Origin of the sequence: Fructobacillus durionis (assembly GCF_900112405.1) — a bacterium.
Lineage (GTDB): Bacteria > Bacillota > Bacilli > Lactobacillales > Lactobacillaceae > Fructobacillus > Fructobacillus durionis.
Genome location: NZ_FOLI01000001.1, coordinates 456,718 through 476,014, shown reverse-complemented (window position 1 = coordinate 476,014; position 19,297 = coordinate 456,718). Strand labels below are relative to the sequence as shown.

18 protein-coding genes and 1 riboswitch are annotated in these 19,297 nt (G+C 46.0%); of the genes, 16 read left to right on the top strand and 2 right to left on the bottom strand.

The genetic code is table 11. The features are described 5' to 3' along the window. The first annotated feature begins 43 nt into the window (after positions 1-43). The 4 genes from BMZ93_RS02165 to BMZ93_RS02150 all read left to right on the top strand — a co-directional run bounded on the left by BMZ93_RS02165 (position 44) and on the right by BMZ93_RS02150 (position 3,501). Positions 44-706 carry a TenA family protein gene (locus BMZ93_RS02165; RefSeq protein ID WP_091501713.1) on the top strand — a complete coding sequence of 221 codons (663 nt, stop codon included), beginning with the start codon at positions 44-46 and terminating at the stop codon, positions 704-706. Then, the gene (thiD, locus tag BMZ93_RS06700) at positions 690-2,237 is read left to right on the top strand and encodes a bifunctional hydroxymethylpyrimidine kinase/phosphomethylpyrimidine kinase (RefSeq protein WP_091501712.1); all 1,548 of its coding nucleotides are present in this window, start codon (positions 690-692) and stop codon (positions 2,235-2,237) included. Before BMZ93_RS02165 ends, thiD begins: the two co-directional genes overlap by 17 nt. Then, complete coding sequence (thiM, locus tag BMZ93_RS02155) at positions 2,227-3,018, top strand: hydroxyethylthiazole kinase (protein ID WP_091501710.1); 792 nt, start codon at positions 2,227-2,229, stop codon at positions 3,016-3,018. The genes thiD and thiM overlap by 11 nt, the downstream gene beginning before the upstream one ends. 90 nt (positions 3,019-3,108) lie before the next feature. Beyond that, the gene (locus tag BMZ93_RS02150) at positions 3,109-3,501 is read left to right on the top strand and encodes a tautomerase family protein (RefSeq protein ID WP_091501708.1); all 393 of its coding nucleotides are present in this window, start codon (positions 3,109-3,111) and stop codon (positions 3,499-3,501) included. A 65-nt stretch (positions 3,502-3,566) separates the two neighbouring features. Here BMZ93_RS02150 and BMZ93_RS02145 read toward each other — a convergent pair whose 3' ends face one another. Together BMZ93_RS02145 and BMZ93_RS02140 are read right to left on the bottom strand one after the other, a co-directional pair. Beyond that, positions 3,567-5,252: a glycoside hydrolase family 13 protein gene (locus BMZ93_RS02145; protein WP_091501706.1), complete on the bottom strand. Its 1,686-nt coding sequence runs from the start codon at positions 5,250-5,252 to the stop codon at positions 3,567-3,569. An 85-nt stretch (positions 5,253-5,337) separates the two neighbouring features. Further along, positions 5,338-6,678, bottom strand: coding sequence for an SLC45 family MFS transporter (locus tag BMZ93_RS02140; RefSeq protein ID WP_091501704.1), 1,341 nt, complete (start codon positions 6,676-6,678; stop codon positions 5,338-5,340). Between the two features lie 697 nt (positions 6,679-7,375). Between BMZ93_RS02140 and BMZ93_RS02135 the strand changes: the two genes are divergently transcribed. The 12 genes from BMZ93_RS02135 to BMZ93_RS02080 all read left to right on the top strand — a co-directional run bounded on the left by BMZ93_RS02135 (position 7,376) and on the right by BMZ93_RS02080 (position 19,296). Further along, positions 7,376-8,236 carry an alpha/beta hydrolase gene (locus tag BMZ93_RS02135; RefSeq protein WP_091501702.1) on the top strand — a complete coding sequence of 287 codons (861 nt, stop codon included), beginning with the start codon at positions 7,376-7,378 and terminating at the stop codon, positions 8,234-8,236. Between the two features lie 115 nt (positions 8,237-8,351). Continuing rightward, positions 8,352-9,074 (top strand): ABC transporter ATP-binding protein, encoded by a 723-nt coding sequence (locus tag BMZ93_RS02130; RefSeq protein WP_091501700.1) that lies wholly within the window; start codon positions 8,352-8,354, stop codon positions 9,072-9,074. Then, entirely contained in the window at positions 9,071-10,168 is a 1,098-nt protein-coding gene (locus BMZ93_RS02125) for an ABC transporter permease (protein ID WP_091501699.1), read from the top strand. Before BMZ93_RS02130 ends, BMZ93_RS02125 begins: the two co-directional genes overlap by 4 nt. Positions 10,169-10,201: 33 nt before the next feature. Next, positions 10,202-10,846: a TetR/AcrR family transcriptional regulator gene (locus BMZ93_RS02120; RefSeq protein WP_091501697.1), complete on the top strand. Its 645-nt coding sequence runs from the start codon at positions 10,202-10,204 to the stop codon at positions 10,844-10,846. 93 nt (positions 10,847-10,939) lie between these two features. Further along, positions 10,940-11,038: riboswitch (TPP riboswitch) on the top strand. 78 nt (positions 11,039-11,116) lie between these two features. Then, positions 11,117-11,689: an energy-coupled thiamine transporter ThiT gene (thiT, locus tag BMZ93_RS02115; RefSeq protein WP_091501696.1), complete on the top strand. Its 573-nt coding sequence runs from the start codon at positions 11,117-11,119 to the stop codon at positions 11,687-11,689. Positions 11,690-11,972: 283 nt separating this feature from the next. Further along, entirely contained in the window at positions 11,973-13,316 is a 1,344-nt protein-coding gene (gene brnQ / locus BMZ93_RS02110) for a branched-chain amino acid transport system II carrier protein (protein WP_091501694.1), read from the top strand. A 311-nt stretch (positions 13,317-13,627) separates the two neighbouring features. Continuing rightward, the gene (gene brnQ, locus BMZ93_RS02105; protein WP_091501692.1) at positions 13,628-14,971 is read left to right on the top strand and encodes a branched-chain amino acid transport system II carrier protein; all 1,344 of its coding nucleotides are present in this window, start codon (positions 13,628-13,630) and stop codon (positions 14,969-14,971) included. Between the two features lie 140 nt (positions 14,972-15,111). After that, positions 15,112-15,453 (top strand): PadR family transcriptional regulator, encoded by a 342-nt coding sequence (locus BMZ93_RS02100; protein ID WP_091501690.1) that lies wholly within the window; start codon positions 15,112-15,114, stop codon positions 15,451-15,453. Then, positions 15,443-16,285 carry a DUF1129 domain-containing protein gene (locus BMZ93_RS02095; RefSeq protein ID WP_091501689.1) on the top strand — a complete coding sequence of 281 codons (843 nt, stop codon included), beginning with the start codon at positions 15,443-15,445 and terminating at the stop codon, positions 16,283-16,285. The genes BMZ93_RS02100 and BMZ93_RS02095 overlap by 11 nt, the downstream gene beginning before the upstream one ends. A gap of 160 nt (positions 16,286-16,445) precedes the next feature. Next, the gene (locus BMZ93_RS02090) at positions 16,446-17,477 is read left to right on the top strand and encodes a zinc-binding dehydrogenase (protein WP_091501687.1); all 1,032 of its coding nucleotides are present in this window, start codon (positions 16,446-16,448) and stop codon (positions 17,475-17,477) included. A gap of 131 nt (positions 17,478-17,608) precedes the next feature. Next, the gene (locus tag BMZ93_RS02085; RefSeq protein ID WP_091501685.1) at positions 17,609-18,913 is read left to right on the top strand and encodes an MFS transporter; all 1,305 of its coding nucleotides are present in this window, start codon (positions 17,609-17,611) and stop codon (positions 18,911-18,913) included. Beyond that, positions 18,910-19,296: a MerR family transcriptional regulator gene (locus tag BMZ93_RS02080; RefSeq protein WP_091501683.1), complete on the top strand. Its 387-nt coding sequence runs from the start codon at positions 18,910-18,912 to the stop codon at positions 19,294-19,296. The genes BMZ93_RS02085 and BMZ93_RS02080 overlap by 4 nt, the downstream gene beginning before the upstream one ends. Position 19,297: the final 1 nt, after the last annotated feature.

The window sequence follows — 19,297 nt, the reverse complement described above, 5'->3', positions numbered from 1 at the left end:
TTATTGTCAAAAATTTCTGGCCAAGGTGCCATAGGAGGATGTCATGGGAACATATGTGAAGCAGATTGAGGGAGTAATGAAGGAGGCTTTGCCAAGTTTCTACGAGAACGACTTCATCAAAGCTTGTGAGCGGGGAGAGATTTTAGCTGAACCGCTCTTGAATTACATTTATCAGGACAACATCTATTTAGATCATTTTTTGCCAATGTTTACGAAGGTTTTGAAGTCCTACAAGATTGAAACGGAGACTCTTTTGCAGTTCCAGGGGGACCAGGACACGGAGCCACACCAGATGATGGACATTTTGGCTAAGGAAGTCACGGATATCAATCAGGTGCAGGTGGTAAAGGACTGGTTGCCAGCCACGACCGGCTACTTAAACCACTTGGATGAATCAGACAAGAAGGGGAATTTTGTATCCCTTTCCGCATTAGCCGGCTGCCCTTACGTGTATGGTTACTTAGCGGAGCGCTTGATTGAAGATGGCAAGATGAAGCCAGGTAACCCATTCTTCGAGTGGTTTGACTTCTACAAAGGAACGGATGGCCAGGTCACCCGTGACTTATTAGCAGCGCTAGACAAAGAAGCTGAAAAAGTCTCAGAAGATGTTCGCCAACAAGGACTCACCGCCTTCTACCAATCCGTGCAGTTTGAAAACGATTTCTTTGCTCAGGCAATGGAGGTCCAAGATGGTAAGAAGAGGTGAGAAAACTTTGGATGAATCGGAATCAATTGAGTTATTGACGGCGGTTGATTTTTCGGATGCTGACCGGCAGTACCCGACAGCCTTGACCATCGCTGGATCTGATTCCGGTGGCGGGGCAGGTCTGCAAGCCGACATGAAAACCATGGAGGCCCATCAAGTCTTTTCGACGACAGTTGTCGTCGGACTAACGGCCCAAAACACCTTGGGTGTGGACGCAGCCCAGCCTGCTTCGGTGGACATGATTGATGGGCAGTTCGCGGCGGTCATGGCCGACTTTGATGTGCGGGCGGCAAAAACGGGGGCGCTCTTTGATGCGGAGCGAGTGAAGGCGGTGGCGAGAAATATTCGGGAGTACCAGATTCAGCACCTTATTCTTGATCCAGTCATGGTGGCAAAAGGGGGCGCTGCCCTCTTAGATGAAGCTGGTGTGCAGGCTTTGAAGAGTGAGCTACTACCCTTAGCTGAATTGATTACGCCAAACATCCCCGAAGCCGAATTACTGGCTGGTATGGCGATTCGAAACTTGGAAGACATGAAGCAGGCGGCCGTTAAGATTCAGGCGCTAGGTGTTCAAAACGTCATGGTGAAGGGCGGCCACCTGTCGGATACAGCGGTCTTAGATTACATCGCCTTAGGAGACGAGCACTTTGTTCTGGAAGGAATCAAAGTCCCGGGAAAGCGCAAGCATGGAACTGGCGACACGCTCTCGGCAGCTATTACTTCTCAACTGGCGAAGGGGATGTCTCTTAAAAAGGCCATCTTAATGGGGCACCGTTACATGAACCAGATCATTGGCCATCCCCTCTATATCGGCCATGGTCACGGACCTTTGAACCATGGCTTATGGACGGACCCAAACGTCTTTCGAAAGCAATTGCCAAAAGACGCCTGGGCCTGCCAGTTTGTTGTCGGGCTTGCCAATGTGGGGGAATCCGAGCAGGCGCTAGTCGATATTGTTCGCGATGCCTGCGCAGCTGGCATTACCCTAGTCCAATACCGTGAAAAGGGTGGGGCAGAGAAGACTTTTGACGAACGGTTACGAATTGGTAAGCAATTGCGTGACATCTGTTGGGCCTACGACGTGCTCTTCTTCATCGATGACGATGTGGACCTAGCCATTGCATTGAATGCCGATGGTGTTCACGTTGGTCAGTCGGATAGTGATGTGGCCGAGATTGCCCAACGGGCCCCTCAGCTATTAATCGGCCTTTCGGTATTAAACTTAGCTGAAGAACAAGAAAGTCAGAAGGTTCAGCAGTACCTATCCTACATCGGTGTTGGACCGGTATTTGCCACGACAACGAAGAAGGATGCCAAGGCACCAATCGGACTAAAGGGCTTAGCAGCTGTCAAGCAAGCCAGTGACCTGCCAGTTGTGGCAATTGGTGGTGTAGGCGAGAGCAATGCCAAAGCCATTCGAGCGGCCGGGGCCGATGGACTAGCAGCCATTTCGGCCTTTACGAAGAGTCGAAATTTGGTGGAAACAGTCGCTGAATTTACTGGAAAGGACATTAAGGAAAATGAAGAATAACGATATTTTAGAAGTCATGCACACTCAGCCGGCGATGGTGATGATGAATGGCAACCATGTGACCGAACAGTTGGTAGCGGATGTCATTTCTTACCTGGGGGGATCTCCGCTGGTTGGGGATGACGCACGTGATGACGACGCCTTGGTTTCACTGGCTTCTGCCGTTGTCATTAATATGGGAACAATCACTGCTGCTGGCCATGACCGCCTAATTCACCTTGGCCAAACGGCGAAGAAGTTGGGCAAGCCCGTTGTCTTTGATCCGGTTGGGGCTGGCGCTTCGGACCTTCGTCGCCAGCAAGCCTTAACCTTAGTCGAAAAAGTCCAGCCCACGGTCATTCGAGGGAACTTGAGCGAAATTGCAGCCTTACTTTCCGGCGAAGCTTCTGCCCTTGGCATTGACTCCACCAGTGCGGCTAACGCGGTTGAAACGGCGAAGGCCTATGCCAAAGTCTCTGGCGCCATTCTGGTGATTTCAGGTGCTAAGGACGTGGTAACAGATGGCGAAACCGTCTATGAAATTGACAATGGTCATCCGTACCTAGCGGTCAACGTTGGGATGGGGGATGCCTTGGATGGTATCTTGGCCCTTGGCCTGGCACAGGGGACGACTTTGGAGAAAGTCGTACAGGCTGCTAGCATCTTGCCGGTGGCCGCTGATATGGCGGTTCAGAATCAAGCGGTTGAAGGACCCGCGACTTTTAAGAACGCTTTGATGGATCAATTGGCTAATTTAAGCGATGGGAAACTTTCAAAGTACGCAAACATCAAAAAGTCTTAATCATAAGGATTAAAATTGAAATTTTATAATACGATTGTGCTCTGTTTGTGCTAAGGTAGATGTATTGTATGAAACAAAAGGAGCCGAATTATGCCACTTATGAAAATCGATATGGTGAAGGGTCAATACTCACCAGACGAAATTAAAAACTTGATGCAAGTATCTTTTGATGTTGCGAAGGAAACATTGTCATTGCCTGACCGTGACCGTTTCCAAATCGTGACACAGCACGAAGACTACGAACTATGCTTGCAAGACGTTGGTTTGGGTTATGACCGGACAAAGAAGGCCTTGTTCTTCACTGTTTTGTCAACACCACGCCCAATGCCAGCTAAGAAGGCTTTCACGAAGCAACTAGTGGCTGCACTTTCTGAAAAGGCGGGCGTCCGTCCTGAAGATGTTATCATTACTTTTGCAACAAACCATGCCGAAGACTGGTCATTTGGAATGGGACGAAACCATTTCATCAATGGTGATCTTTAATTCGTTCATTTTTAAATCAATAAAAAAACCGTTGGGTCAATGAAGACTCAGCGGTTTTTATTTGTTTACTTTTGAATACGGTAAACCTTGGATTCGTATGGACGTAATTCTGTGCCCATGTCATCCTCGTAGTTTGAGATTAGGAGTTCAGCGTTTGCTGGCACTTGGTAGTCACGTTCAAGTGTTTCTTCAGCAAATGAGTTAATGATAAGTAACTCTTCGCCTTCACCAACACGCTTGTAGGCATAAACTTGTTCGTCTTCAGGGTCGAGTAATTCATAGCGGCCAGTCGTGACGATATCCAAGTCGTGACGGAACTTGATGAGTTGTTGGTAGTGGTAGAAGATTGAGTTTTCATCATTCAATGCTTGATCAACGTTAATTTTGTCGAAGTTATCATTGAGCTTCAACCAAGGAGTGCCTTCGGTAAAGCCGGCGTTTTCACCATCCGTCCATTGCATTGGGGTACGTGCATTGTCACGACCCTTATAGTGAACATAGTCGAGGAGGGTATCAGCATCAATCAAGCCATCGCGTTCCACCAGGTACTTACGGGCGTTCTTGATTTCGATGTCGTTAAAGTCTTCCCAGGCCAAGTTGTTGGCATTGGTCATTCCAATTTCTTGTCCCTGGTAGATGTACGGCGTTCCTTGCATAAAGTGCAAGAGGGTTGCTAACATCTTAGCGGACTTCACACGGAATTCAGGTGCGTCTGAACCAAAGCGGGAGACAGAACGTGGTTGATCGTGGTTTTCCCAGTAAAGAGAGTTCCATGCAACACCAGCTAGCTCGGTTTGCCACTTGGTCAAGTTTTCCTTTAACTTAGGGAGGTAAAGAGGGGCGTTGTCCCATTTACCGAGATTAGGATTAGGGTTTTGATCCAAGTCCATGTGTTCGAACTGGAAGACCATGTTTAACTCGGAACCATCGGCGGCTGCGTAACGCTTCGCATTTTTAATATTAACGTTCGATGCTTCACCAACTGTCATGATGTCCGCGTTATTCAAAACCTTTTGACGCATTTCTTGAATGTAGTCGTGAATCTTAGGACCGTTGGCAACCATGTCGTTTGAGCTAGCGTATTCTGCACCCTCGGCAACAGGACCATCAGGAAGACCTTCTGGTTTTGAAAGAAGGGAGATAACATCCATTCGGAAGCCATCGATTCCCTTATCCACCCAGCGGTTCATCATGTCAAAGACCGTTTGACGGACTTTGTCATTTTCCCAGTTCAAGTCTGGTTGCCCTTCGGCAAAGAGGTGGAGGTAGTACTGACCGGTATTCTCATCATACTTCCAAGTTGAACCTGAGAAGAATGAGCCCCAGTTGTTTGGTTCATGGCCATCGACAGGGTCACGCCAGATGTAAAAGTCGCGCTTGTCAGAATCTTTTGAGGACTTCGACTCGATAAACCACTTGTGCTGTGATGACGAGTGGTTAACGACCAAGTCCATGACAATCTTGATGCCACGGTCATGGGCTTCTGAAAGCAATGAATCGAATTCTTCCATGGTACCGAATTCTGGGTTAATGGCATCGTAGTCTGAGATGTCATAACCGTTATCTTCGTTTGGTGAGTCATAGACTGGGTTCAACCAGATGACGTCGGCTCCTAATTTCTTAACGTAGTCGAGTCGTGATTCAATTCCCTTCAAATCACCAATTCCATCGTTGTTGGAATCTTGAAATGAACGGGGGTAAATTTGATAGACGACGGCCTTTTGCCACCACTTAGTTTGATTCGTTGTCATGATAAATCCTCCATATTAAGGTAATGTTTTGGGTTAGGTCATAAAAACAATTGAATGCCATTATAACGAAGTTTATTTGATGCGTCTACTTCTCGTCCTTCACCAGCCAAATGGATAATCCTCCGATTAGGAAGCAGCTGGCACAGATGTAAAACATCTTCGCCATCGATCCACCAAGTGCAGGTAGAATCATGAATGAAATGGAAGATGCGACAATCTGAGGAATACAGATGAAACAGTTGTAGAGGCCAAGGAGCGCGCCGTCGTGTTCACCATTTAAGGAGTTCGTTAAGATGGTGAAAGGCACAGTGATGATGGCAATCCAGGCGATACCGAACAAGACGAAGGCAACGATTGATAGCGCCTTGCTGTGTCCGAAAGCAATGAATAGGAAGCCAAGGGCACCTAAGAATAGGGAAATGGTATAGGCAATTCGACGCGTGTGCTTTGTCAGCTTGGTAAAGAATAGGCCGACAAGGATAGCGACCGCACAGTAGACTGCCTGCAAGAGGCCGAACCAATTACCGGCAGCCTGGAAGGCAGCACTTGTTGGGTCCGTAGTATGCCAAATGTTCTCTGCTAAGGCACCCGTTGAGTAAGTCCACATGTAGGGGATGGCCACCCAAACGAAGAAGGCTGAGAGGCCTAAGCGCCAAAAAGTCTTGGGAGCGCTTTTTAAGATTTCCCAGAGGGATGCTTTATCGGATGAAGACGTGACTTCGGCATCTTGGAAGCTCCGCATTTCTTCTGGGCTGTATTCCTTCACATTGCGGATGGTAAAAATGGTTGAGAGACCTAAAATAGCGGCTGCTACATAAAAGGACACTCGTACTGAAAGGGGTACTTCACCCTGTTTGGCTGTGTTTGAAATGCCAAGCGCTGTCAATAGAATTGGAGCGCCAAAAGCAGTTAGGGAACCAAGTGAGCCCCAGACGTTTTGCATGGACCAGAGGGTTTGCGATTGCTCCTCGTTGGCCATGTCCGGAATAATCATTTTAAAGGGTTGCTGGGAAACATTACAGGCTAAGTCCATGAAGAGGACAGCGACGGCTCCAAATGTCAAAGCGGCAAATGATCCATAACCAAATCCTAGTGATCCAGCATTGGGTAATAGCAGCATGACTAACATGGAAACAACTGTACCTGCAATCAGGTAGGGCATTCTCCGTCCCCAGCGGTGATGCCAAGTGCGGTCTGAAAAGTAACCGACTAAGGGTTGAACAACCAGACCGGCAAGGGGTGGCAGGATGAAGAAGAAGCCGAGCTTGTTAGGGTCTGCGCCAATTGTTTGAAAGATACGACCCATTGTACCGGTTTGCATGGCGAAGGCAATTTGCGTACCGAAGTAACCGAAGGTCATCATGAAGATTTGCTTTTGTGTTAAACGAGGTCGAGCTTTTCGAGTAATCGAATGTTCTTTTTCCATTGGTCTCTCCTGTTAACGATTCATTAGGGAAGCGAGACGAAGACGTCATTTTTGCCCATGCTAATTACCGAAAAAAGCTGATGTTAACGCTGGCATAGGTTCCCTAATATCATCTGGGATGATAAAGCTTTCATATTCTATTTCCTATTTTTCCGTTGGGCTTTTATTGGGAATATACCCACCGTCCGGTTGAAACAGGCGAATCATAATTTGAACGTCCGTTTCAATGTTTTCAAGTAGCATAATTTTTTCCTCCATGTCTGTACCGGTAGGTTAGCACGAAGAAAATAATAATGAAAGCGCTTACACAAATTAGAATAATTGCTTTTATGTCAAATAAACGGTCGATTTTTACGCTTTCATAGAAAGACTGAGAGAGGGGCTTTTGACTTTATTAAATTAAAAAACGGCGGGCACGGTTCAAAGTGCAAATTATTGAAGGCGAAAATTCTTTTAAATTTGCGCCTTTTTCTAAGTTATTTGACCTTGTTTATCTCAAAATCTGGTGAAAAGAAGCAAAGCGTCTCTGTCAAAGAAAAGGATAGTGAGGAATAATATCGTCTTTTTTGTCTAATTTTGTAGGTGCTCCTTTTATTTAAGGCGGGCAATTTAGCGTAAAAAGTATCGGGTCTGCTCCACTTAAAATGCCGTCGAAGGAAAACATGTATAATAGATAGAAGATAAGTGGAGGACAGAAATGAAAAGACACAGCCATCTGATGACAATTGTGATTGTGGTTTTGCTGATATTGGTGGGTTATGCTACTTTCCAGACTTTAGCAGCTCATCGGCAAAGTACGAATATCGAAAAAACCGATGTTTCGGGTAAGACGGCGACGGTCTTTTTCCATGGCTATGGCTCCTCTCGTAACGCCGAGAAGTCGATGGCGCAGTATCTGGTTGACGAAGGGTATTCGAACCGTCGAATTGATGTCACCGTATCAGATGACGGAAAAGTCTCAATGGGCCGTGCCATTCAAAAGTCTGATAAGAACCCATTGGTTTTGGTACAGTTCGACGATAATAAAAACCAGGACTTTGAAAAGACCTCGGATTGGGTGAAGACCATTATGACCAATCTGAAAAAAGAGGGGGTCGACAATGTCAACCTGGTTGGTCACTCGATGGGAAATATGGCCATTGCTTACTATCTAATGAACACGGCCAAGGCGGACAGTGCTTCTTTGCCAGTTGTTAAGAAGCAAATTGATTTAGCTGGTACCTATAACGGCTTGATGTTGACGGAACCGGATTCAAAGGCAACGGTTTACGATTCAGGTTTGCCTAGTGTCCAAACGGCCTATTACAAGCGACTCTTACCATTAAAGGACTATTACCAAGATCACGCAGTGCAGGTCTTGAACATTTATGGTAATTCACAGGGGAGTGGCCAGAACGATACGACCGTTTATAATAACTCGTCGAAGTCATTGAAGTACTTCGTCCAATCGCCATCAACCTACCAAGAGAAGCTGATTACAGGGGCGGATGGTCAACACTCGAAGCTCCACGAAAATAAGGAAGTCGACGCTGCAATGCTGGCTTTCTTGAAGAAATAACCGACAGAAGGGGGACTAATGTCCTCCTTTTTTTTCTGGCTTTTGTTGACAGTAGAATTAAAGGGCGTATATTAGTGAGTGAGTAATCACTCACTTGATTTAAAAGGAGTTTGATATGGAAAAAGTTATCTCTTTGGAAAAAGTCGCCAAGTCATTTGGTAGCTTAAAAGTGCTAAAGGATGTCGACTTATCACTCGAAACGGGTGAGATTCTTGGCTTGCTTGGTCCTTCAGGAGCTGGTAAGTCAACGGTCATCAACGTGACTTTGGGTGTTGAAAAGGCGGATGCCGGTACAGCCTATGTCTTTGGTGAAGCGATGCCAAAACGTGAGTTGTTAGGAAAGATTGGTTACATGGCTCAGTCGGATGCCCTCTATGAGACTTTGACAGCCCGTGCCAACTTAAAGTTCTTTGCTGAGATGCGTGGTATCGATAAGGAAGGCTTGGATGCTGAAATTAATCGTGTTGCCGGTGTTGTTTCACTGGGAGACTTCCTAGACCAGGCCGTTTCAGGGTTCTCAGGTGGTATGAAGCGCCGCCTTTCATTGGCCATTGCGCTCTTGGGTGATCCAAAGCTGCTTGTTTTGGATGAACCAACGGTTGGAATTGACCCAGCTCTTCGTCGTCAGATCTGGGCTGAACTCCACAATATGAAGAAGCAGGGACACGCCATTTTGGTTACCACTCACGTGATGGATGAAGCGGAATTGGTTGACCGTGTGGCCCTCCTAATGGGTGGCCGCGTCATCGCTAACGATGGGCCAAAGCAGCTGGAAGAACAGTATGGTGTCCCAAGCATTGAAGACGTCTTCTTGAAGGCAGAGGAGGAAGAAGAATGACACGAACACTAGCGATTTCAAAGCGTATCTTAATGGAAATGATGCGCGACAAGCGTACTTTGGCCTTGATGTTCTTGGCCCCAGTTTTGATTTTGACTTTGTTGAACTACGTCTTTACGTTAAACTCAACGCCAACCGTTGAAATTGGAACGGTCCGTGTGGAGCAAGTCGTGACGGATTCCTTAAAGAATACCAGTCACGTGAACACGAAGTCCTACGATTCTGAAAGTAAGGCCAAGTCAGCCTTGAAGGATAAGGATGTTGACGCTGTTTTGACACAGACTGGAACGAACCAGTACCAGTTGCGCTATGCCAACATCGACGCTTCTAAGACATCAATGGTTCGCCAGGTTGTGAATAGCACCTTTGCCCAAAACAAGGTGAAGGCGATGGCCCAGCAGAACGTTGTTTTGGCAACACAAGCTGGACAACAACCAGCCGCTACTTCTTCTGTTTCACTTTCTGAAAAGTATAACTATGGAAGCAAGAATACGACTTTCTTTGACACCATCATGCCAATTTTCATGGGATTCTTCGTGTTCATGTTTGTCTTCTTGATTTCAGGAATTTCACTTCTTAAGGAACGTACAACCGGTACTTTGTCTCGTTTGTTGGCAACGCCAGTGCGTCGTTCGGAAATCGTATACGGTTACATGCTGTCATACGCCTTGATTGCTATTTTGCAAACGGCCGTTATTGTTTCCTTTACGATTACGCTTTTGCACGTTGAGGTGCTTGGATCAGTCGGATTGCTCTTCTTAATCAATATCTTACTTGCCATGGTTGCCTTGGCACTTGGATTGTTAGTGTCAACGTTAGCAGCCTCTGAATTCCAAATGATTCAGTTTATCCCAATCGTGGTTGTTCCACAGATGATTTTCTCAGGAATCATTCCATTCAACTCAATGGCATCTTGGGCACAAATCATTGGGGACGTTTTGCCAATGAAGTACGCTGCTGATGCGATGAACGCCGTCGTTCTTCAAGGACAAGGCTTCTCATCAATCTGGGGACAAATTGTTGCTCTCTTGATTTTCTTGGTTGTCTTGACTGCGGCCAACATCTTTGGGCTACGTCGTTACCGTAAGGTATAATAAAAGGCATTACTATTTAGAAGGATATGTCTCATGGATCAGATTGTCAGTGACTACTTAAAATCTTCAGAAGAAAGTAAGATGACACCTGCACAAGTAAAGGTTCTTCAGTCAGCCATTCAGCTTTTTGCGGAACAGGGCTACGCTAGTAGCTCAACATCAACCATTGCGGCTAATGCAGGGGTGAGCCAGGCGGTTATCTTCAAGTATTTTAAGAATAAAGAAGGCTTATTGAATCAAATTCTTGATTTAACGATTGAAAATATTCTTCCGAAATATGGGGATGATTTCATTGATAAGTTGGAAATTGAGTCGGGCCAGGATTCCTTCGCCGAATTTTTAACTTTCATGCTGAAAGATCGTTATCAGTTTTTTCTTCAAAATCAGAGTCTTGTGACAATTGTTGTCTCACAGTTGATGATTGATGATGAATTGGTTCAAAAATTAGTGGATGGTATGTCTGATAAGTTTTGGACGATTACAGCGATATTAGAAAAACTCGCGGGACCTGAGGCAAGGTTGAATGGTCAGGACATTTTACGACTTTTTGCTTCACAATTAGTTTTGATATATATCGAGGTGGTTCGAATTGGAATTACCATGTCAGAAACTGCTGCGGATAAACGGCTGGAACAGACGAAAGAAATTATGCTAGCCGCCATTTACCAAAAGAATTAACGAGAGAGTCAGTCGCTTTGCGACTGACTTTTTTCTTTGCAGCCCTTGTCAAAGTCGAAGGCTATTCGCTATAATAAATTCAACAAGAAAATAACGTCCGTTTAGGGGAGCCCGCAAGGGCTGAGAGCGCGTAAGCCGACCCTTCGAACCTGTTGTGTTAGAACACGCGTAGGGAAAACAGAAAAGATGAAACAATGGTTTTCGTTCTGCTTTTGCTGTTCGGATCCGTTGTTTTTTTGTGGTCTGTGATGCAAAAAGGAGAGAAAAAACATGCAGAACACAAAGTCAAAGAATTTGCGCTTCATTACTGAAATGGCGCTTTTTACTGCCTTATCAGTCGTCCTAAGCTTTTGGTCCATTCGCCTTTGGGGTGAGGGAGGATCGATATCCTTCCAAATGGTGCCAACGATGATTATGGCCTACCGTTATGGTTACAAGGGTGGACTAACAACTGGTTTCCTCTTCGGAATGATTAAGTTGATTCTGGGGGCTTACATTTTGACACCCGTCCAAGCCTTTTTGGACTACCCACTGGCCTTTACTGTGGTTGGCTTTACAGCAGTGACAGTACCAATGGTTAAGAAGGCCTTTGCTAAGAAGGAAAAGGGAATGGCCGCCTTTTGGTTGACGGTTGGGGTCTTTGTTGGCTCCTTCCTTCGTTTCCTTTCACACACGGCTTCAGCCGTTTTCTTCTTTGGTTCTTATGCGCCAAAGGGGGAGAACGTGTGGGTCTACTCAACCATCTATAACGGTTCCTACATGTTGCCATCCTTTATCGCTTCGGCCGTTGTGCTTGTGATTTTGGCTGAAGTTTATCCTAAAATCGTGATGACTGCTGAATAATTGAAATCTTTTAAAAAATTGATTCTTGACAGTGGTCTCTCATTTTGTTTTAATTAAGACATCAAATGAAAAGAGAAAGACTATGAACAAGAACTTGACTATTAACTCAGCCGTCGTCGTCAGCGTCGTTATCCGTTAGGATAGGGTGCTGAATTTTTGGCTTGCCTATCCGCTATCAGGGATAGGCAGCTGAGTGAGTCAAGTTAGACAAAGCCAGTTGCGCATGCAGCTGGCTTTTTTCTTTGTTCTAAAGATCAATTTTCATAAAAATAGGAGAACTACTATGCAAGAGCGTAAAGCGAGTAAGAAACAAATCTTACTCATCACATCACTGATTTTCGGCCTTTTCTTTGGGGCTGGGAACCTCATCTTTCCGGTTCAAATGGGACAAATGTCTGGTGGCCACTGGTTGCCAGCCGTATCCGGATTCTTATTGACGGGTTGTGTATTGCCTTACTTGGCCATGTTAGGAATGGCCTTGACGAAGTCAACGTCGGTTTTTGATATCGCTAAGCCCGTTGCACCATGGTTTGCGACGATTATGATCATCGCCATTCACTTCTCATTGGGGCCACTATTTGCGACACCACGTACGGCAGCTACGGCCTTTGCCATGGGAATTTCACCATTGGTTCCAGCCGCCTACCAGCAGTTGGCCATGTTGATTTTCTCAGCAATTTTCTTCATCATGGTTTACTACCTGTCAATCAAGGAATCGAACTTGATGAAGTGGGTTGGAAAGTATTTGAACCCACTCTTCTTGATTTTGCTAGCCCTTATCTTGCTCGTTGCTTTGATTCTGCCAATGGGTGGTTTGGACCAAAAGATTACCGGTGCTTACCAAGCGTCAGCCGGCTTCCAAGGAATCTTGGAAGGGTACAACACAATGGACTGTTTGGCATTGTTGGCCTTTGCCGTTTCCGTTGTTTACTCCGTTAAGAACATGGGCTTCTCCGACAAGCAGGTGCCAAAGCTTTTGGCTAAGTCTGGATTTTTGGCAATCTTGCTTGAATCAATTATCTACATCGCCACGACTTTGCTAGGTGTTTCATCACTTGGTATCATGCCAATCTCTGCCAATGGTGGGGCAGCGCTTTCAAACATTATTAACCACTACACGGGAAACGTTGGAATCTTGTTAACGGCTGTGATTGTTACTTTGGCCGTTTTCACAACTGCTATGGGTCTTTCAGCATCTTTCTCACAGGATTTGCACCGTATCTTCCCTAAGATTTCATACAAGAACTGGCTCCGCATTATCACAATTGGTTCTTTCATCACAGCAAACGCTGGTTTGACAAAGATTATTGAATTCTCAACGCCATTCTTGATGATTATCTATCCATTCGCATTGGCTTTGACAATCCTTGCTGTTTTGAACAAGTGGGTCAAGCAGGATAAGACAATTTACCGTTTCATCATGGCCTTCATTGCAATTCCAGCCTTCATTGATGGTTTGCTTTCATCCCAATGGGCCAAGACAGACTTTGCCACATCAATTGCTTCTGCATACCAGAACTTGATTCCTCTTGCCAGCGAAGGCTTTGGTTGGGTTCTTCCAGCCATTATCGGTGCCATTGTGGCATTGATCTTCCGTGCCTTTCTTCCAAAGAAGGCGGCAGCTTAATTGATAAGTAAATTGAAAAGGGTGACCTCAGGTCATCCTTTTTTACATGTTACAATTGACATCTTTTCCTCATCATGTTTTAATATAAACATCAAATAAAGTGAGTAAGCAAATGACACATTCAATGACAAACAACCAAGCCATTATTATCAGCATTATTATTCCATAGGGATAGGTGCTGACTTTTTAAGTTGCCTATCTTTTACATGATAGGCAGCTGATGAATGTGTTTGAAACCAGCTGCGTTTAACGTAGCTGGTTTTTTATTTGCTCAAAAACGATGTTTGAGAATTCTAAAGGAGTTTTTCATTATGGAAAAGCAAAAACTAACGACTAAGCAATTGTTCTTGGTCGCGTCACTCATCTTCGGTATGTTCTTTGGTGCCGGAAACCTTATCTTCCCAGTTCAACTGGGTCAATTAGCCGGTCATAACTGGCTTCCCGCTGTAGCAGGCTTCCTTTTGACAGGGGCACTTCTGCCATTCCTCGCCATGCTTGCGGTGTCACTGACGAACTCAAAGTCCGTCTACGACATTGCCAAGCCAGCGGCTCCCTGGTTCGGAACGGTCTTCCTAGTGGTCATCCACTTTACCATCGGTCCGCTCTTCGGAACACCCCGTACGGCAGCCACGGCCTTCTCGATGGGGGTTGAACCATTCGTGCCAGCTACCTACCATCAAGTGGCCATGCTGGCTTTCACCGCCGCTTTCTTCGGTTTGGCATACTTTCTTACGGTGAAGCAGTCGAATTTGATGAAGTGGGTTGGAAAGTACTTGAATCCAATCTTCTTAGCTTTGCTAGGGTTAATCCTTGTACTTGCACTCTTCTTGCCAATGGGGGACTTGCACCAACACGCTACTGACGCTTACCAAAGTCAGGCCGCCTTCCAAGGAATCTTGGACGGCTACAATACAATGGACGGTTTGGCGCTACTTGCCTTGGCCGTTTCCGTTGTCTATGCCGTCCGTGGTTTAGGCTTTGAAGGGGCCAACGTTTCAAAGGTCTTGGCTAAGTCTGGCCTTGTTGCCATCTTGATGGAATCACTGATCTATGTTGCCACTGTTTTGCTTGGTGTTTCATCACTTGGAACGATGAAGGCTGCTGCTAACGGTGGAACGGCTTTTTCTGAAATCGTAACCCATTACACGGGGAACGTCGGGGTTTTGGCCACTGGCGTGATCGTGACTTTGGCTGTCTTTACAACGGCTATGGGACTCTTTGTTTCCTTTGCACAGGACTTGCACAAAGTCTTCCCAAAGGTTTCCTATCTCTTCTGGCTTCGTGTCATCGCCATCGGATCGTTTGTGACGGCAAACGCCGGTTTGACGAACATCATCGCCTGGTCAGCGCCCGTTTTGATGTTGCTTTACCCATACGCCTTAGCATTGACTTTGCTTGGTGTGACCAACAAATGGGTCAAGCAGGATGCTGTAATGTACCGTGCCGTTTTGTTAGCGGTAACGGTGCCTGCATTCTTGGATGCCTTGGGCGCTTCACCACTTGCTAGCCAATCTTGGGCCGCTTCTTTGGCGACAGCCTATACCACGCACTTGCCATTGGCAGCGGAAGGCTTTGGTTGGGTCTTGCCTGCGCTTGGTGGGGTAATCTTTGCAATGGGTTGGAAGGCTGCTTCTAGAAAGCCATACGGCGAATAAGTTAACATACAAAAATCATTAAAATGTATCAAAGTCGAGCCGCTTGGTTCGACTTTTTCTTTGACTTCAATAGCTAGTATGCTTTACAAACTAGTCGTTCTCCTGTAGACTGACCATATTGAAAGTAGGAGGGCGAATAAATGGCACAGACAATTTCCAGTCAGCTATTGAAGGGCTTCTTACAAGGTATTTTACTGGCAATTTTGAAACGGGAGCCAAACTATGGCTACGGAATTGCCCAGGAAATGAATCGAATTGGTTTGGGTCAGGTGCCAAAGGGGACGATTTATCCCTTGTTGGCGACCATGGAAAAACGTGGCCTGATTCAAGGAGAAAGTCGGCCATCTGAAGGTGGACCTGATCGAAAGTATTATTTGCCAACAGCTGATGGCTTAGACGCGATGAATGACTTTTTTGGTCAGTGGCAGGAACTCGAACAAACGATGCAGTTAATGATAGATGGAGCCAAGCATGAAGGTTGAAGATTTAATTGAACGTAACAACGACTTACGTCCAGGATTGAATAAAGAAAACAAGGAATTTTACGATGATTTTCTGGTTTACGTTCGGACCACTTCCTGGTTGAAGGATGACATCCAAGTGGAGGAGCAGCTGCTGGCCATTCTGCAAGATATCTTAGAAGCGCAAAAAAACGGGGAGTCGGCTCGCGACTACTTTGGCCAGTCGCCCAAGTTGGTAGCGGATAACTTACTAAAGAAGTTGCCAAACGATGGTGTTTCCTTTGCTAAGATTATTCTCTATACTTTCTTTGGTTATTTGGCCATTACCTTCCTACCAACGATGACGGTACCAGGAAAGCCCATCGATATTGGGGCCTACGTAGTGTCCGCTATGTACATGACCATGGCGATTCTGCTCATTGTTCGGACGATTGGGACGTTGGTCTATCGTTATAAGGCGTCGAAGTTAGCGGGGTGGTTGAAGAACGTTTTGGGTATCTTAGCGGGTATGCTCTTGCTCTTCCCGGCCTTTGCCATGATCTATTGGTTGAAAACGCCGGTCCGAATTAACTTGGACGGGACCTTGGGCATCTTCGTTATTATCTTATTTTTGCTTGGCCTCGCTGTTTACAATAAGACAGCAAAGCAGGGCTTCCTATCTAAGCCGGTTTTCTTCTACATCATCTTTTCAGCCATTATCGGGATCCTAACGCGTTTACCAATCCTATCAGGAATGCTAGAGAATAAGACGGGACAGATTATTCTTGCCGTTTTGATTTTGCTGGCATGTTTTATTTCGACGGGCATGTTAATGTGGCAGGCACATCGAGATAAGAAGGATGATGATCAATAAAATAACTTAAGTAGAAGCGGTTCTTTTTATAAAAGAATGGCTTTTTTTCTTGACCTGGAGTGCAGTCTAGGGTTTAGGATAATAATTAGAGGTCAGGGACTTTGCAAAAGGAAGTCAAAAAGTCCAAAATGGACCTGATATCGAAAAGGGGGATTCATTCATGAAAGCAGCAGTCTTTGTTCAACCAGGTCAAGTCGAAACGCAGGAGGTTCCAAAGCCTAGCATTAAAGGGCCCAAGGATGCCGTTATCAAAACGTTGCGAGCATCCGTTTGTGGTTCTGACCTTTGGTTCTACCGTGGTATTGCCAAGCGTGATGCAGGTTCTCAAGTTGGACACGAAGCCATCGGGATTGTGAAAGAAGTGGGCTCAGGGGTGACAAATGTCAAACCGGGCGACTTTGTCATTGCGCCCTTTACCCATGGCTGTGGTCACTGCCAGGCTTGCTTAGCCGGATTTGACGGGGACTGCTTAGATCCTGATAAGGGTGGTTCGACTGGCTACCAGGCTGAATACATCGGTTATAAGAACGCTGACTGGGCGTTGGTTAAGATTCCTGGTCAGCCAGAAGACTATACGGATGAACAATTGAAGTCTTTGATGACTTTGTCAGATGTCATGGCGACCGGATACCATGCTGCCGCAACTGCCGAAGTCAAAAAGGGTGATACTGTTGTTGTTATGGGTGATGGTGCCGTTGGCCTCTGTGGCGTGATTGCCGCCAAGTTACGCGGGGCAAAGCGGATTATCTTAATGTCACGCCATGCCGACCGTCAGGCATTGGGCAAGGCCTTTGGAGCGACGGACATTGTCGAGGAACGTGACGATGCCGGCGTGAAGCATGTTATGGCACTAACCGGTGCTGGTGCTGACGCTATTTTGGAGTGTGTTGGCTCTGAACAAGCGGTTCAAACGGCTGTGCAACTTGGTCGTCCTGGCGCCGTGGTTGGCCGTGTTGGGATTCCACAGGACCCAATGATGAACACGAACAACTTGTTCTGGAAGAACATTGGTTTGCGCGGTGGAATCGCTGCGGTTACCACCTATGACCGTGAGCTCTTGTTGAAGGCGGTGTTGGATGATGAGATTCATCCTGGCCAGGTCTTCACAAAAGAGTTTGAGTTAAAGGATATTCAAAAAGCCTATGAGGCCATGGACAAGCGTGAGGCAATTAAGTCCTTGCTAGTCTTTTAATTGAATGATGGAAAGGAACACGGGAGTGTTCTTTTTTATTTTTTATCTTTTTTCTTGACTTGGAGTGTACTCCAAGGTGTTTAATAACTTTTGTACTTCATAAGTTATACAATAAAGGGGAAAGAGAAAATATGAAAAAAGAGAAATTTGGAATGGTCTTACCCATCACGTTGCTGGGTTACTTTCTCATTCTGATGGATAACTCCATTATCTTTACGAGCTCGACTGAAATTGGACAGAGCCTCAACTTATCACAGGCTGCTTTGTCTTGGATTTCAAACGCCTATACATTGACCTTTGGTGGCTTCCTGTTACTGTCGGGGCGACTCTCCGATATTTTGGGGCGGAAGCGGGTCTTTACAACTGGTATTCTGATTTTTGGATTAAGTTCTTTATTAATTGGGCTGTCTGACAACGCTACTTTTGTGATTGCGATGCGAGCCGTCCAAGGAATTGGCTCATCGGTTATTGCGCCTTCGACTTTGGCATTAATGATGGATAGTTACCAGGGCGAGATGCGTGAGCGGGCGATTGCCTACTACGGTGTGACCGCTGGTATCGGGTCGAGTTTAGGCTTGCTGATTGGCGGAGACTTGACGACAGCCTTCTCATGGGAAGCTGGCTTCTTGATCAATGTGCCGATCACGGCCCTTTTGCTCCTTTTAGCCATCAAATTTATCCCCAATAAGCCCGGCTTGAAGAGCAAGGTTGACTATGTTGGTTCGATTTTATCGGTTCTTGGCTTAGCCGCACTGATTGACGGCTTGACGGGTGCTAGGGTTTGGATGGTTGCACTAGGGCTTCTACTGCTTGTTCTTTTCATTCTTTTTGAAAGTCGGGTGAAGAACCCCATTTTGCCACTGACACTCTTTCAAAACCGTGTTCGGTCAGGGGCCTATGCCGCTCGTCTACTCTTTATGATGGCCATGCTTCCTTACTGGTTCTTCTTACCACAAGTTTGGCAGCAAGAATACCACTTCACGGCGCTCGAGTCTGGTTTTGCTTTCTTACCAATCACGGTTGTGCAGTTTGTTGTTTCCTTCCTTTTACCAAGGCTGACAAAGCGTTATGGTAATAATAAGGTGCTGCTGGCAGGGGAGTTCTTCCTACTCTTGGGACTGATTTGGACCGCCTTATCCGATGTCTCCTCTGGCTACTTCCTAGCTTTTGCACTACCAATGTTGGTGATTGGCTTTGGACAGGGAATGGTACTGGCACCCGTAACATCTGCCGGACTTTATCAAGCGCCAGATGAGTTAGCTGGCATCGCTTCTGGATTAACGAACACGGCCCATCAAATCGGTGGCCCAGTTGGCTTATCAATTATCGTGGCGACGACGAGTTCTTACCACGCTGAAGTGGGTTCGATGGCACTCTATACGGCGATTGCCTTGGCGATTGTTGCCATTTTTGTTACACGAAAGGTTTCGAAATGAATATCAAAGAAGCAGCTGAAAAAACAGGTTTGAGTAACGATACGATTCGTTACTACGAACGCATTGGTTTAATTATGCCGGTGGCCCGTAAGGAAAATCACCTACGGGATTTCAATGAACGAAATATTCGCCAGTTGGACTTTGCTAAGACGATGCGCAATGCTGGCATGTCGGTCGAGCGTTTACGTGAGTACGTAGGGATGGTTTTTGAGGATGACCCAGAAACGATTCCCGCTCGAAAGGCTTTGTTAATCGAACAGGCCGAAGAGATGCAGGAACGTATTGATAAAATGCAGGCGGCCCATGACCACTTACTTTACAAGGTTGAAAACTATGAAAGTCATATGCGAAAAGCAGAAGATGATTTAGAAAAGGAGAAATAAG

Coding starts and splice junctions, on each gene's coding strand:
- BMZ93_RS02150 (WP_091501708.1), top strand. CDS start 3,109: ATGCCACTTATGAAAATCGATATGGTGAAGGGTCAATACTCACCAGAC.
- BMZ93_RS02135 (WP_091501702.1), top strand. CDS start 7,376: ATGAAAAGACACAGCCATCTGATGACAATTGTGATTGTGGTTTTGCTG.
- BMZ93_RS02080 (WP_091501683.1), top strand. CDS start 18,910: ATGAATATCAAAGAAGCAGCTGAAAAAACAGGTTTGAGTAACGATACG.
- BMZ93_RS02145 (WP_091501706.1), bottom strand. CDS start 5,252: ATGACAACGAATCAAACTAAGTGGTGGCAAAAGGCCGTCGTCTATCAA.
- brnQ (WP_091501692.1), top strand. CDS start 13,628: ATGGAAAAGCAAAAACTAACGACTAAGCAATTGTTCTTGGTCGCGTCA.
- BMZ93_RS02165 (WP_091501713.1), top strand. CDS start 44: ATGGGAACATATGTGAAGCAGATTGAGGGAGTAATGAAGGAGGCTTTG.
- BMZ93_RS02090 (WP_091501687.1), top strand. CDS start 16,446: ATGAAAGCAGCAGTCTTTGTTCAACCAGGTCAAGTCGAAACGCAGGAG.
- BMZ93_RS02095 (WP_091501689.1), top strand. CDS start 15,443: ATGAAGGTTGAAGATTTAATTGAACGTAACAACGACTTACGTCCAGGA.
- thiD (WP_091501712.1), top strand. CDS start 690: ATGGTAAGAAGAGGTGAGAAAACTTTGGATGAATCGGAATCAATTGAG.
- BMZ93_RS02085 (WP_091501685.1), top strand. CDS start 17,609: ATGAAAAAAGAGAAATTTGGAATGGTCTTACCCATCACGTTGCTGGGT.
- BMZ93_RS02100 (WP_091501690.1), top strand. CDS start 15,112: ATGGCACAGACAATTTCCAGTCAGCTATTGAAGGGCTTCTTACAAGGT.
- BMZ93_RS02140 (WP_091501704.1), bottom strand. CDS start 6,678: ATGGAAAAAGAACATTCGATTACTCGAAAAGCTCGACCTCGTTTAACA.
- BMZ93_RS02130 (WP_091501700.1), top strand. CDS start 8,352: ATGGAAAAAGTTATCTCTTTGGAAAAAGTCGCCAAGTCATTTGGTAGC.
- brnQ (WP_091501694.1), top strand. CDS start 11,973: ATGCAAGAGCGTAAAGCGAGTAAGAAACAAATCTTACTCATCACATCA.
- thiT (WP_091501696.1), top strand. CDS start 11,117: ATGCAGAACACAAAGTCAAAGAATTTGCGCTTCATTACTGAAATGGCG.
- BMZ93_RS02120 (WP_091501697.1), top strand. CDS start 10,202: ATGGATCAGATTGTCAGTGACTACTTAAAATCTTCAGAAGAAAGTAAG.
- BMZ93_RS02125 (WP_091501699.1), top strand. CDS start 9,071: ATGACACGAACACTAGCGATTTCAAAGCGTATCTTAATGGAAATGATG.
- thiM (WP_091501710.1), top strand. CDS start 2,227: ATGAAGAATAACGATATTTTAGAAGTCATGCACACTCAGCCGGCGATG.